Origin of the sequence: Sporolactobacillus terrae (genome assembly GCF_019930545.1) — a bacterium.
GTDB lineage: Bacteria > Bacillota > Bacilli > Bacillales > Sporolactobacillaceae > Sporolactobacillus > Sporolactobacillus terrae.
This window is the reverse complement of the sequence record NZ_CP082837.1, coordinates 276,618-290,165: the sequence shown is the minus strand read 5'-3', so window position 1 is coordinate 290,165 and position 13,548 is coordinate 276,618. Positions and strand designations below refer to the sequence as shown.

Genomic DNA, 13,548 nt, shown 5'->3' with positions numbered 1-13,548 from the left:
AGTAAATCCAAAAGCAAAAAATCCGAACGCAGCCGTAGCACGTTCGGGTTTTCTTTTGTCTTCAGATAAACAGATCAAGTACGAGAACAAGAGCAAATGCTGCAAAAGACAGCAGCGTCTCCAATACCGTCCAAACTTTAAAAGTCTGCTTGACGCTAAGTCCCAGGTATTCCTTTACCAGCCAGAACCCGGCATCGTTCACGTGAGAGAACATCAGCGATCCGGCTCCGGTGGCAATCACCAGTAACGGCAGATTGACGCCGGTCATATTGGCGACGATCGGCGCAACAATTCCGGCTGCTGTCGTCAGCGCAACCGTTGCCGACCCGGTCGCAATCCGAATTAAACCAGCGACAACGAAGGCCATGACGAGCGGTGAAAGCTGCCAATTTGTTGCTAATTCAGCAATGGCACCGCCGACGCCGGAAGCGATCAGCACTTGCTTGAATGCACCGCCGGCTCCGATAATCATCATAATCGATGCGAGCGGTGCAAGCGAATCGCCGGTCAGCTTTTCAATCAACTTGCGGCCGATCCCGCGGCGAATACCAAGTAGATAATAGGAAACGAAGACGGAGACAAGCAAAGCAATTAACGGATGTCCGAGAAAATTCAGCAGATCGGCTAGCCAGCCTGGCATTGAAATAAATGGAACCGCGACCGCGCCAATCATCAAGATGATCGGCAAAAGAATCGTGAAAAAAGAAACGAAGGTTGACGGATACGTTTTGGCCGACACATTGGCAGCAACCACTTTAGGTTCCGAAACAGGTTGTATGCGCTTACTAATGTAGTAAGCAAAAATCGGACCGCCAATGATCCCGGCAGGAAGCGAAACAAGTAAGGAATAGATGAGTACCTGACCAACATCTGCGTGAAAAATACCAATGGCGGCCATCGCGCCTGGATGCGGCGGAACAATCCCGTGTGAGATTGATAACGCTGAAATCATTGGTATGGCAATCAGCAACAAACGCTTCTTTGTCGTTTTCTGAATTGCAATCACCAGCGGAAGCAAAATAACAAGCCCAACTTCAAAGAATACGGGAATACTAATAATTAAACCGGCAAAAAAAGTCGCCCACGGCAGCAAGCGGTCGCCGAACGCCCGCGTAAAAAATTGGGCGATTTGCAGACCTGCACCGGATTCCGACATCATTTTTCCCAAAATCGTACCCAGTGCCAGAATACCAAGCAATGAACTCAAAATACCGCCGACACCCGTTTCATAGCTTTGTGCTATTTTCATAAGCGGTAGTCCGGCAGCAATGCCGAGAAACAGACTTGCAACCGATAAACTGATAAATGCATGCCATTTAAACCAGGTGACACCAAGAATAACGAGACCAATGGCCAGAACCGTAATACTGATCAAATAGATACTGCTCATCTTGAATCATCTCCATTTACAGGTAGGTTCTCACTGAACTAGAAGTTAAGCACGCCTACTTTATCGGTGAACGCGTGCGCATTTTCTTCAACTGCATGATAGTTGCCATTTTCTGCACCTTTGGTCAGCACGCTTCCGATCCCAACCGCGTAAGCGCCTTGATTCAGCCACTCGTCAACATTTTGCAGATTGACGCCGCCGGTCGGCATGATCGCGACATTTGGAATCGGACCATGGATACTTTTTATGAAACCAAGTCCAGCCACGCTCCCGGGGAAAGCTTTAATCACATCAACGCCGGAACGAAGCGCTTCGGTGATCTCGGTCACCGTAAAGCAGCCGGGGAGATACGGGATCGAATAAAGGTTGCACACTTCGCTGATTGCTTTTGAAAAATTAGGGCTTACGATGAAGTCAGCGCCGTAGATGATCGACAGGCGAGCCGTTTCTGGATCAAGCACCGAACCGGCACCAATCACCGCCGTTTTTTCCTTTTTCTTCAATTGCTGCAATGCCGTCAGGCCGTTTGGTGTGGTCAGCGTCACCTCTAAACTTTCAATACCGCCGTTGATCGCTGCCTGACCGATCGCTACTGCATCCTCTGCGTTCTTCCCGCGAATCACGGCGACCAGACGCTTTTGATTCAGTTTGTTCAAGGTTTCATATTTTTTCAGCATACGTTTTCCCCTCTTTCAAAGTGGTTCGAACCGCCCCATGTGCTGCAGAGGCCGTACTGGAGGCGTAGAGTGATAAAAATTTGCTCGCATCTTTATTTGGTTCTTTGATTTCCTTTTTTCGTTTTTCCAGCGTTTCGTCATCAACCAGCAAGGTCAAATCACGATTGGGTACATCAATCGCGATTGGGTCACCGTTGCGCACCAGCGCCAAGGGACCGCCTTCCGCAGCTTCAGGGCTCATATAGCCAACCGATAAGCCTGCTGAAGCACCGGAGAAGCGTCCGTCCGTGATCAGCGCAATTTTCTTGTAGCGTGAGAGAATCTCTGTGCAGCGGTGTAATTCGCGCATGCCCGGACCGCCTTTTGGCCCTTCATAACGAATCACGACCACTTGGTTTTCCTGAATCGCTCCGTTGTGATAGGCTTCATCAAATTGCTCCTCCGAGTCAAAGACAATCGCCTTCCCTTGAAAAGCCATTAAATCTTCCGGAACCGCCGATTGCTTGATCAGTGCACCATCCTCGGCCAAGTTCCCTTTCAGAACCGCAATGCCGCCCTCCGCTTCAATCGGCGCGTCAAGCGGATGAATGATTTCGCGATCTTTAACCCGTGCACCCGCTACATTCTCTTTAACGGTCTCGCCGGTAACGGTCAATGCATCAAGATGAAGCAGCGGACTGAGTTCCTTCATGATTGCTGGAACACCGCCGGCACGCTGCAGATCATTGGTTGTGAAATTGTTGTTATTCGGGGTCACCGCTGCAATAAACGGTACTTTGCGACTGATGCGGTCGAACACATCCAACGGCAAGTCGATGCCAATCTCTTTGGCAATGGCCGGCAAATGCAGACAAGCATTCAGCGAACCGCCCATCGCCAAAAGTACTGAGATAGCGTTTTCAAAAGCTTCCTTCGTTAAAATATCACGCACGCGAATTTTCTTTTTGACCAGTTCAACCGCACGGCGACCCGCATCTTCCGCAGCATGAAGCTGCTCTTGGGAAAGCGCTCTCATCCACGACGAATTCGGCAGTGCCATCCCTAATGCCTCGGATAAGCCTTGCATTGTATTTGCCGTACCAAGGAATGGGCAGACGCCGGCGCATGGATAATATTTGCGTGTTACCGCGACAAGGCCTTGCTCATCCAGACTGCCGCTTAAGAACTCCTGACGCGCGGCTTTCGATTCCTTCGGTTTAATGTAGTTCGGCATCACGCCGCCGAGAAAGACAAGCGTTGGAAGATTCAGCCGTGCCGCACTCATCAACATGCCCGGTACGATTTTGTCACACGAACTGATCATGACCATTCCGTCAAAGATCTCATGTGCGCGAATCATTGTTTCAACACTGTCGGCAATCACATCGCGGCTCGGCAGTGAATATTTCATGCCGTCGTGACCTTGCGCGATCCCGTCGCAGACTGCGATCGTATTAAATTCAAGCGGATAGCCGCCTGCCTCGAGCACGCCTTTTTTAATATGATCGGCCAGTTCTCTTAGGTGAACATGCCCCGGTACAATTTCATTCCATGAATTGGCGATGGCAATGATCGGTCGATCCATCATGGAATAAGGAACGCCGCTTGAGCAAAGATGTCCTTTTAATATAGCCCGTGTGTAGGGTTGAATTTGTGATAAACGGTTGTGCATGATCTTATCCCCCTCAATTTTTTGTCGAAAGATTTTGACTTTAATTGTTGTACAAACTCACGCATCCACTTGCTTGTGCTGAAAAGCGGCGATTGCCGACCACTCATCCTCAAGTTTGCGAGACAGGCGCAGGAAAACAGGAAACAGCTGCTGGTAGGTTTCAACATTTTCCATGATGGGTTCGTGACTGTGCACCGATCCAACCATTTGCGCTACCGCACTCAGACTGTCGACGCGCCCTGTTGCATACAAGCCGAGCACCGCAGCGCCGAGGCATGAACTCTCGAAACTTTCCGGCACATTAACCGGCTGTGCGAAAATATCGGCCATCATTTGACGCCACAACGCTGAACGTGCAAATCCGCCGGTTGCCTGAATTTTTTTCGGTTCGCCGGTCCGCTCGCGCATCGCCAGCATCACGCTGTACAAATTGTAGATAATCCCTTCAAGGACGGCACGAATCATATGCTGTTTCTGATGGTGCAAGGTCAAGCCAAAGAAAGCACCGCGGGCATTGGGGTTCCATAACGGCGCCCGTTCGCCACTGAAATAAGGCTGGAAAATTAATCCGTCCGACCCTGCCTTTACACGCGCCGCCATGCGCGTCAGTACTTCGTAAGGACTAATGCCGAGCCGTTTTGCGGTCTCCACTTCGGCAGCGGCAAATTCATCTCTTGCCCAACGCAACACGCCGCCACCGTTATTCACCGGGCCGCCGATGACCCATTTATCCTCAGTCAGGACATAGCAGAAGAGGCGCTCTTTCGGATCTGCCGAAGGTTTGTCGGCCACCGTACGAATCGCGCCGCTGGTTCCAATCGTGACCGCAACGACACCCGGATCAATCGCGTTAACGCCTAAGTTTGACAAAACGCCGTCACTTGCGCCAAGAACAAACGGTGTCGATGCATTCAGGCCCATTTGCTCGGCATAAACCGGATCCATGCCGACCATTTGATGGGTCGTCGGTACCAGTTCGGAAAGATTCGCCTCCGTGATCCCTGCGACAGCCAAGGCGTCTTTGTCCCAGGTCAGTGTCTTCATGGCAAACAGCCCTGTACTTGAAGCAATCGAATAATCAACAACATAGGTGTGAAATAATTTGTAAAAGATGTATTCTTTAATCGATATAAATTTCTTTGTTTGATTAAAAAGTTCCGCCCGTTCGTTTTTCATCCATACGAGTTTTGGAAGTGGCGACATTGGGTGGATCGGTGTCCCTGTTTTCATATAAATGGCGTGTCCGTCCATCGTCCTCTTAATTTTGTCGCACCATTCAATACTGCGATTATCGGCCCAAGTCATGCAGCGCATCAAAGGCTTGCCCTCAGCATCCACCGGAACTAAACTGTGCATCGCACAACTGAAGGAGACAAAAGCAATCGATTGGGGTGAAACCCCGCCCTTAGCAACCACTTCGCGTATTGCTGAAAGAACTGCAGTGAAAATCTCTTCCGGATCTTGTTCTGCAGTAAACGCATCCGGTGTATAGAGGGGATAGCCCATATTTGAGTAGGCGACAATCGTTCCATCCGTCTTATAAAGGACTGCTTTGGTGCTTGTTGTGCCGATATCCGCACCGATCATGTAGTCACTCATTATAACTCCTCCTTTTTGTGAAAATCATCACATTTTGAAATTTCTTTAATAAAACGCTTACAAATTAGTCTTAAGCTGTCGACTTGTCGACAAGATGTGCGGCATTTTTTTCTGAAGCAAATACGGATTATTTCGGACGGTTAACGTCGTTGAACGATTCCGTTAATGTATGCTTTGAATCGTCAAAATAACGGCCGACCGTTTTCGTAATCAGCCCATCATTCTGCGACTCAATTGCCTCAACGATGCGTTGATGTTTTCCCACGACCCAACGCACATGTTCCTCACTTTGCGCAAAAACGCGTTCAGTTGTAACAAGAATCACGGACATCAGAAGCGGCTTCATGCTGTTCCAAAGGTTCAGCAAACGCTTATGCTCCGCATGGCGCACAATGGTCTCATGAAAGAGCAGGTCATAGTAAGCGAACTCACTATGATCATCATACTTTGCTGCAAGTTCCATTTTATCAATATTTTGCTGTAACGCTTGAACCAAAAAACGCACATTTTTTTTTGAAACCTTTTGTTGCGCAAAATTTTCGATCATTTCACGGATATCATACAGTTCTTGAATATCGTCTAGACTCATGCCAAGAACAACCGCCCCCATCCGTTCAAGCCGAATTAATCCATCTAAAGAAAGTGCTTTGAGTGCATCGCGAACCGGTGAGCGGCTCGTTCCATACTGCCCGGCAATGTTATTTTCTGATAAAACCTCTCCGGGTTTAATCTGATTCTCTAAGATCCTAAGGCGTAATTCATTGGCAATTTGATCGCCTAGTGAAGCATTTTTTAGCCACATTGACGGAAACTTCAACATCGTCCATTCTCCTGTCGCTCCGATTCATTCACTCGAGCATTTGATTGTGAAAACTGTGTCACTACAAGGCTATTGTAGCTTACATTCACGCAACCAAACAACAACGAAATGTCTCTGAGCTTTAGAAAACAGCAGCTTCTGTTTTCGTCCCTTCACGGTCTCTTAAAGAGGGTTCGCCATACACCGTCATTCGACGGCTGATCCATACCTTTTTATTACAGGCATGACGGTTCACGATTCATGAACATCCCTTGCTTCGGTATACTTGTCGACAAGTCGGGTCACAAAATAAAGCGCTTACTTTAATTCCAAAAAATAAAACGCCCATCGTCTTTCCGTTTCATCAATCAGCGTTAGTTTTGTAAGCCCTTTCTTTTTACAGCTTCATCTTAGTCTGCCCATAAACTATTGTCAAGGTTGTTTTTGAGTAATTTGACTTTTAATCGGGTGACGTTCACATGTTTTTCACAAATAATTCAAAGGATTGTTAAATGGATTGGATTAAGAAACGCACGCGAAAGCTGATCAGATCAAATGCTCATCTTTTGTTGCCGTGAAAAAAGTTGGAGGAATTGTCACCTCCAACAAACATCCATCTACTTATTCATCCCGCCCCTATTCCATCATAAACTTATCGTTCAGAAAAAATGATCTCCATAATCGATCATGTATTTTTTGTATCTTCTCCTGCACGGGCGGTTGAAAGATACAGTCGACCGCGATTCGAAGTCAAACGTAGCCAAGTTCAAGTCCACGAGAAACGCTTTTATTGTCTAAGGGCAGATTGGTACATTCTAAGTATTCTCTGAAATCCTTTACTGGCTGACTCGCACCGATAAGAAGCATACTAATTGCGCCGTTTATGAAATGAGCTCGCCACTTCATTAAGTAAGCACTGCTTTGACGAGTCATAGCTAGCTTTTGAATTTTTAGGTTTGTTCAATGCGGATCAGCTACCCGTGAGCTAAAGCACGTCATACAGCCGTTAAATCAACGTCTTTTCGGATTCAGGATGAAGGACCTGATTAATAAATCGCTTCGTTCGTTCATGCTTTGGATGATTGAAAAGTTCACTTGGTTCCCCTTCTTCGACAATGACACCCTTATCCATAAAAATAATTCGATCACCAATCTCCTCAGCGAAACGCATTTCATGTGTGACAAGAACCATCGTCATTCCTTCATCAGCAAGTTCACGGATAACCTTGAGGACTTCACCAACTAATTCAGGATCAAGTGCTGAAGTCGCTTCGTCAAACAGCATAATATTAGGCTCCATAGCCAGTGCACGCGCAATCGCGACTCTTTGTTTCTGTCCTCCTGAAAGCTGGCTCGGGTAGTGATTCATCCGCTCGGCGAGTCCAACCTTTTTTAGATATTTTTCTGCATTTGTTTTGGCTGCTTCTGCTGTTTTTTTTCTTATTTTTATTTGTGCGGCCATCACGTTTTGAATGGAAGTCATCATTGGAAAGAGATTAAAACTTTGAAAAACCATTCCGATCTCTGTTCGAAGTCTTGCCACACGTTTTTCATTATATTTTCCAGATTCATCTGCAAATTTTTCGCCTTCTACCTTAACCCTACCGGAAGTTGGCAGTTCCAAGCAGTTTAGACAACGAAGCAAGGTAGACTTTCCCGAACCAGATGGCCCAATGATGACAACGATTTCCCCCTGGCGAATCGTTAGATCAATCCCCTTCAATATTTCATGAACACCAAATGACTTACGGAGCTGAGTCACTTCAATCATTGGTTTAGGCATGTTTTGAAGACCTCTTTTCAAGCAATCGGACAATCTGAGACAGCGGAAGACTGAGAATCAGGTATGCGATTGCCAAAATTGTATAAGATTCGATGGTTAAAAAGGTTTGCGATGCATAGGCTTGTGTCCGTAAAAGCAATTCATTTACCGTAATAAAAGCAAGCAGCGATGTGTCTTTAATCATCATAATCAGATAGTTTCCAAAAACCGGAATGGCTTGACGCGTTGCCTGCGGGATTACAATGGACCATAATGCTTGACGACGTGTATAGCCAAGCGCCAAGGCTGCCTCCGTCTGACCTTTATCAATGGACAGGATCGCTGCCCGAACCACTTCTGACAAATAACAGCCATAGTTAATGCCTAGACCAAGAATCCCGGCAAGAAGTGGATTTAATTGAAATTGATAGTTTGGGATAAAAAATTGAACGATCAAGGAAACAAGTAAAGGAACGACATAAAACATATAAACAAGCTGAACAAGAAGCGGCGTTCCGCGTACAATTTCCAATAGCACAACAAGGATTCCTCTTAAAAATTTATATTTCGACAGACGTCCAACTGCAAGCAGAACACTAAGGATAACGGCAAGCACAAATCCACCAACTGTCGCCTCAAGTGCAATGAGCAACCCTTGCCATAACTCCGGTGTTAACTCGTTTAATGCAGTAGAAAAATCCAAATGACTGAGTATCTCCATTCTTTAGCACCTCATTCATCAATCAATTCTCGCTAGCCGGCCTTTACCGACTCACCTCTAACAATAGTAGAAATCAGAGTTAATCTTTGATGAAGAAAGAACAACTCTGATTTTAGATTGAACACTGTATTAGTCTTGAACTGGAACGAAATAGTTATCAGGCATACCGTATTTCTTGAGTATTTTTTTAATAAATCCATTCTCCTTCAAGTTATTGATTTGCTTATTGATTGCGTTAACGAGCTTGGTATCACTCTTTCTTGCTGCAGCACCAATCATTCCGGCTGCTTGAGGCGTGTAGGGATCAAGAATTTTTAAATTCAATGAAGGATCTTGTTTTAAACTGTAAGCCGCTACTGCTCCATCCGTTACTAGCGCATCAATTTTACCCGTATTCGCTGCCAAAAGCAGATCCGATTGCGAACCAAAAACATTGACCTGCTTGATTTTGCCTTCTTTTTTCATTTTATTTGCAAAATCATAGAACGCCGTACCTTTCTGAGCGCCGATTACTTTATTTTTCAAATCATTTGCGCTTTTGATTGATGATTTTTTGGGAATGATGAATGCTTCGCCTTCGGTGTACCATACTGTGGTAAATTTAGCGATCTTTTCGCGTTGCGGATTAATGTACATGGCATCAGTGACTAAATCGATATTCTTGTTATTCAACTCAAGAAGCAAATTCTCGAATTTTGTCTGTTTCATTTCTACTTTTGGAATTCCAAGTCTTCGGGCAACTTCTTTAATAATCTCAGCATCGATACCCGTGAACTTTTTTGTTTTCTGATCAATAAAGGCAAACGGTGCATCATTGGAAGAACCGACAACAAGCACGCCCTTCTTTTTAGCAGCTGCCAACGTATCGCTTGATTTACTGGATGAAGAGTCCTTTGAACCTGAACTGCTCGATCCATTCGATCCACAAGCGGATAGAACGCCAACGATCAAAACAAGAGAAAGGAAAGATAGCAACCATCGCTTCATGAATTAATCCTCCTAAATTTTCATAGTTATCAAATCATAACACAATATTTTAATTTTCAATCGATAATATCGATCGTACGCCGATTCAGAATAAAAACCGAATGTATTATATCGAATTTAAAGCGTCCTCAATGATAGCGAGTCCTTGATTCAATTGAACCTCTGTAATCGTAAGCGGGGATAGGAAGCGAATGCAATTTCCTTTCAAACCGGCATCAAGTAATAACAAACCATGCTGGTTACAATAGGTTACAAGTCGCTTCACAAGTTCCTTGTCCGGTTCTTTACTTTGTTTATCTTTAACAAATTCAATTGCAACCATTGCACCAAGTCTACGAATATCGCCAATCGAGTGATACGTATCTGCCCATTCCTCAGCACGCGCTTCAATGATCGCACCGATTTTTTCCGCACGCTCAATGAGATGCTCCTCTTCAATGATGTCGAGCACCGCAAGTGCCGCAGCGCAGGCAATGGGACTACCACAATAGGTTCCACCAAGTGATCCTTTTAATCCGCAAGAGTCGATCATCTCAGCCTTTCCGACAACGCCGCTTAGCGGGAATCCAGCAGCAATTGATTTAGAGATAGTCATTAAATCCGGAACCACATCAAAGTGTTCAATGGAAAACATTTTGCCTGTACGGGCAAATCCAGCCTGAATTTCGTCTGCAATAAAGACAATACCATGCTCGGTACAAAAATCACGGACGTATTTAACAAATCGTTTTGAAGGAATAATAAATCCTCCTTCACCCTGAACAGGCTCCATCACGATGCAGGCAACCAATTCAGGCGAAACTTGACTTAAGAAGAAATCGTTAAATTGTTCAATCATTGTCTCGTCATAATCCTCACTAGAGATTCCCTCAGGTTTGCGATAGTCATAAGGATACGGTGCCTTATAGGTTTCCGGTGCAAAAGGTCCAAAGCCAAACTTGTACGGTTTCACTTTGCTTGTCATGCTCATGGTAAGGTTGGTTCTTCCATGAAAAGCACGATCAAAGGTCACGACAGCTTGTCTGCCGGTATAAGCGCGAGCAATTTTCACCGCGTTTTCAACCGCTTCTGCCCCGGAGTTGAGTAAAATCGCTTTTTTGGCAAATTCTCCTGGAACAATTTCACATAAACGTTTACAGAGTTCAATGTATCCCGGATACATCATGACATTAAACCCTGGATGGATAAAATGTTCGAGTTGTTCTTTTACCGCTTTAATCACTTTTGGATGACAATGCCCTACATTTTGAACACCAATCGCTCCGGCAAAATCAATGAATGCATTCCCATCAATATCGGTGACCAATGCCCCTTTAGCTTCTGCTGCAATATGCCGATTCCCATTTCCTACAGCGGAAGCAACGTATCGATCCCGTTTATCCTGCCACTTTTTTGTTAGATTTCCTTCCAACAATTCTTTCACCACTTTGCTCACTCCCTTTAATAGATATTTTGCAAATTATTTGGTATTATGTATAGTATCAAAATTCAAAAAATTATGGTATCAGAGGGATCCTATGCTCGCATTATCGATCGATCTTCATTCAAATGAATATATATACAGACAAATTTACAAGCAATTAAAGAAAGATATTCTTCTTCACCATTTCTTACCGCACGAAAAACTGCCATCCAAGCGAGAATTGGCTGATACCTTACGTGTTAGTGTTAATTCAGTTAACGGAGCATATCAACAATTACTGGAAGAGGGCTATATCTATGCCATTGAACGGAGTGGTTTTTATGTGGAAAAATTAGATACACTCCCCCTTTCTAAAGATGTTCCCCCAGCTCTTGATCCAAGTCTGATTGAAGATAGAGCATCCAAGAAAAATTGGATATCTTTTTCACATATGTCTGTTGACCGGTCTATTTTCCCGTTCGACAGCTGGCTCGCCTGTGAGCACACGGCCTTAAAACGCAGTCAATTAGAACTGAACGATGATTCCTCCCGCTTTCCTCAAGGGATTTATTCTGTGCGTCAAACAATCAGCCGATTCCTTTCAGTCACGCGAGGCGTAAAATGCTTTCCAGAGCAAATTGTTTTAGGAGGAGGCACTCAATTTCTCTTTTATATACTGCGGCAATTATTTGACGAAAGCACATTATATGCGATGGAAAACCCTGGATATCGGCGCATCTATGAATTACTAAAGATGGAACAGATGCGTTTAAAAACGATCATTTTGGATCATAAAGGGATATCAATCAATCTTTTAAGAAAGACCAATCCAAATGTTGTCTATGTTACGCCTTCCCATCAATTTCCGTCAGGCGTCGTGATGCCGATTTCCAGACGCATACAATTACTCAACTGGGCTGCCGAGTCGGAAAACAGGTATATCATTGAAGATGATTATGATAGTGAATTTAAATATCAAACCGATACCATTCCATCACTTCAAGGGCTTGATAGCTGTGGTCGAGTCATCTATTTCGGAACCTTCTCTAAGTCACTTCTGCCCGGATTGCGCTTGAGCTACATGATTCTTCCTCAGCATTTACTGAAAAAGTATCGAGAAAAATGCAGTTTCATCATGTCTACGAGCAACGCATTAGGACAACTGACCGTACAGCAGTTTATTGATTCAGGTGCATACCGCAAACATATTAAGCATATGAAACAGGTTTACATTGAACGGCAAAAAAAACTCATTAAGCACTTAAAAAATCGCTTTGGATCGTTAATGACCATGCATGGTGCAAACGCTGGCCTCCATTTCACCGCAGCGTTTGATACCAGGCGAACAATTGACGAGATCGCACATCGTGCCAAATCATGTAAACTGGAACTGTATAACCTTAAGCCCTATTGTCTTGATGGATCCTATCTTTATTCAAAACCAGCATTCATTCTGGGCTTCGCCAACCTGCCTCTCGATAAAATTGATGAAGGGGTTGATCGCCTCTATTATTCAATTTATCAATAAAGTTTATCTTGTATAATAAAAGAAGTCCCATAGAAAGAAGGCTATCCATGACACAGACGAAATTAAGCAAACTGCTGAAACAATACAATCCGATCATTCTCGATGGTGCAATGGCAACGGAGATTGAAAAGCATGGGATCGCGCTGGACAGCGAGCTGTGGTCGGCCGCTATTATTCAAGAACATCCCGAGATTGTCAAACAGGTGCATCTGGACTATTTCAAGTCCGGGGCCGATATTGCAACCACCAATACGTATCAAGCAACGTTGCTTGGCTTCCAGCAAAGCGGCTATTCGGAACAAGAAGCAGAGCAGATTATTTGCAAAACGGTTCAGCTTGCCGCTCATGCACGCGCCGAATTTTGGGCGAGCCTCTCCCCGCAGCAGCAGGCATCACGCCCTTATCCGCTGATCGCTGGAAGCGTTGGTCCTTACGGCGCATACCTCGCCGATGGTTCTGAATATAGCGGAGACTATACCTTGAACGAAGGCGGCTACCGTATGTTTCATCAATCGCGTATGCAGCTATTAAAAAAAGCGGGTACAGATCTTTTCGCTTTTGAGACCATGCCGAACTTTGCAGAGACTCAGGCACTTGCCAAACTGCTGCGTGATGCCTTTCCTCAAGATGAAGCCTGGCTGTCGTTCAGTTTGAAAGACCCCGAGCATCTATGCGACGGAACGCCGCTTGCCGAAGCCGCCGCATTTTTCAAGGACAACGATCAAATCGCAGCCATTGGCGTGAACTGCTTTTCGATGATGAAAATTGAGCATGCGATAACTGCTATCCGAGCAGCAACAAACAAGCCAATTGTCGCTTATCCAAACTCCGGTGAGAAATATCATCCGATTAAGAAAATCTGGATTTCATCAAAGCATCGTCCAAGTTTTTACGAAGCCTCTCAAATGTGGGCAAAGGCCGGAGCATCACTGATCGGCGGCTGCTGCCGCACCTCACCCGATGATATTCGTGAAATTGCCGAATGGGCGCGCGCATAAGAACAAGTTGACTAAATTTAGTGGGTGAAGATCG

11 protein-coding genes are annotated in these 13,548 nt (G+C 45.1%); 2 read left to right on the top strand and 9 right to left on the bottom strand.

Translation table 11 applies throughout. The features are described from left to right. Positions 1-61 precede the first annotated feature (61 nt). The 9 genes from K7399_RS01290 to gabT all read right to left on the bottom strand — a co-directional run bounded on the left by K7399_RS01290 (position 62) and on the right by gabT (position 11,009). Complete coding sequence (locus K7399_RS01290; RefSeq protein ID WP_028976223.1) at positions 62-1,390, bottom strand: GntT/GntP/DsdX family permease; 1,329 nt, start codon at positions 1,388-1,390, stop codon at positions 62-64. A gap of 38 nt (positions 1,391-1,428) precedes the next feature. Next, the gene (locus K7399_RS01285) at positions 1,429-2,067 is read right to left on the bottom strand and encodes a bifunctional 2-keto-4-hydroxyglutarate aldolase/2-keto-3-deoxy-6-phosphogluconate aldolase (protein ID WP_028976222.1); all 639 of its coding nucleotides are present in this window, start codon (positions 2,065-2,067) and stop codon (positions 1,429-1,431) included. Then, positions 2,051-3,718 (bottom strand): dihydroxy-acid dehydratase, encoded by a 1,668-nt coding sequence (gene ilvD / locus K7399_RS01280; RefSeq protein WP_037562962.1) that lies wholly within the window; start codon positions 3,716-3,718, stop codon positions 2,051-2,053. The genes K7399_RS01285 and ilvD overlap by 17 nt, the downstream gene beginning before the upstream one ends. A gap of 57 nt (positions 3,719-3,775) precedes the next feature. Further along, complete coding sequence (gntK, locus tag K7399_RS01275; RefSeq protein WP_028976221.1) at positions 3,776-5,317, bottom strand: gluconokinase; 1,542 nt, start codon at positions 5,315-5,317, stop codon at positions 3,776-3,778. Positions 5,318-5,444: 127 nt separating this feature from the next. Next, the gene (locus K7399_RS01270) at positions 5,445-6,137 is read right to left on the bottom strand and encodes a GntR family transcriptional regulator (protein WP_028976220.1); all 693 of its coding nucleotides are present in this window, start codon (positions 6,135-6,137) and stop codon (positions 5,445-5,447) included. 985 nt (positions 6,138-7,122) lie between these two features. Then, positions 7,123-7,887: an amino acid ABC transporter ATP-binding protein gene (locus tag K7399_RS01265; protein ID WP_037562970.1), complete on the bottom strand. Its 765-nt coding sequence runs from the start codon at positions 7,885-7,887 to the stop codon at positions 7,123-7,125. Positions 7,888-7,891: 4 nt separating this feature from the next. Next, the gene (locus K7399_RS01260) at positions 7,892-8,599 is read right to left on the bottom strand and encodes an amino acid ABC transporter permease (RefSeq protein ID WP_028976219.1); all 708 of its coding nucleotides are present in this window, start codon (positions 8,597-8,599) and stop codon (positions 7,892-7,894) included. Between the two features lie 129 nt (positions 8,600-8,728). After that, entirely contained in the window at positions 8,729-9,586 is an 858-nt protein-coding gene (locus tag K7399_RS01255; protein WP_028976218.1) for a substrate-binding periplasmic protein, read from the bottom strand. 106 nt (positions 9,587-9,692) lie between these two features. Further along, entirely contained in the window at positions 9,693-11,009 is a 1,317-nt protein-coding gene (gene gabT, locus K7399_RS01250; protein WP_037562968.1) for a 4-aminobutyrate--2-oxoglutarate transaminase, read from the bottom strand. A gap of 94 nt (positions 11,010-11,103) precedes the next feature. On the opposite strand from gabT, the gene gabR reads away from it, so the two are divergent. Next, on the top strand, positions 11,104-12,516 hold the full coding sequence (gene gabR / locus K7399_RS01245; protein WP_028976216.1) for a MocR-like transcriptional regulator GabR: 1,413 nt from the start codon (positions 11,104-11,106) through the stop codon (positions 12,514-12,516). 47 nt (positions 12,517-12,563) lie between these two features. Further along, positions 12,564-13,514: a homocysteine S-methyltransferase gene (gene mmuM / locus K7399_RS01240; RefSeq protein ID WP_028976215.1), complete on the top strand. Its 951-nt coding sequence runs from the start codon at positions 12,564-12,566 to the stop codon at positions 13,512-13,514. Positions 13,515-13,548 lie beyond the last annotated feature (34 nt).

Bases quoted from the DNA above. Each gene is read 5' to 3' on its own strand.
- K7399_RS01290 (WP_028976223.1), bottom strand. From the start codon at position 1,390: ATGAGCAGTATCTATTTGATCAGTATTACGGTTCTGGCCATTGGTCTC.
- K7399_RS01285 (WP_028976222.1), bottom strand. From the start codon at position 2,067: ATGCTGAAAAAATATGAAACCTTGAACAAACTGAATCAAAAGCGTCTG.
- ilvD (WP_037562962.1), bottom strand. From the start codon at position 3,718: ATGCACAACCGTTTATCACAAATTCAACCCTACACACGGGCTATATTA.
- gntK (WP_028976221.1), bottom strand. From the start codon at position 5,317: ATGAGTGACTACATGATCGGTGCGGATATCGGCACAACAAGCACCAAA.
- K7399_RS01270 (WP_028976220.1), bottom strand. From the start codon at position 6,137: ATGTTGAAGTTTCCGTCAATGTGGCTAAAAAATGCTTCACTAGGCGAT.
- K7399_RS01265 (WP_037562970.1), bottom strand. From the start codon at position 7,887: ATGATTGAAGTGACTCAGCTCCGTAAGTCATTTGGTGTTCATGAAATA.
- K7399_RS01260 (WP_028976219.1), bottom strand. From the start codon at position 8,599: ATGGAGATACTCAGTCATTTGGATTTTTCTACTGCATTAAACGAGTTA.
- K7399_RS01255 (WP_028976218.1), bottom strand. From the start codon at position 9,586: ATGAAGCGATGGTTGCTATCTTTCCTTTCTCTTGTTTTGATCGTTGGC.
- gabR (WP_028976216.1), top strand. From the start codon at position 11,104: ATGCTCGCATTATCGATCGATCTTCATTCAAATGAATATATATACAGA.
- mmuM (WP_028976215.1), top strand. From the start codon at position 12,564: ATGACACAGACGAAATTAAGCAAACTGCTGAAACAATACAATCCGATC.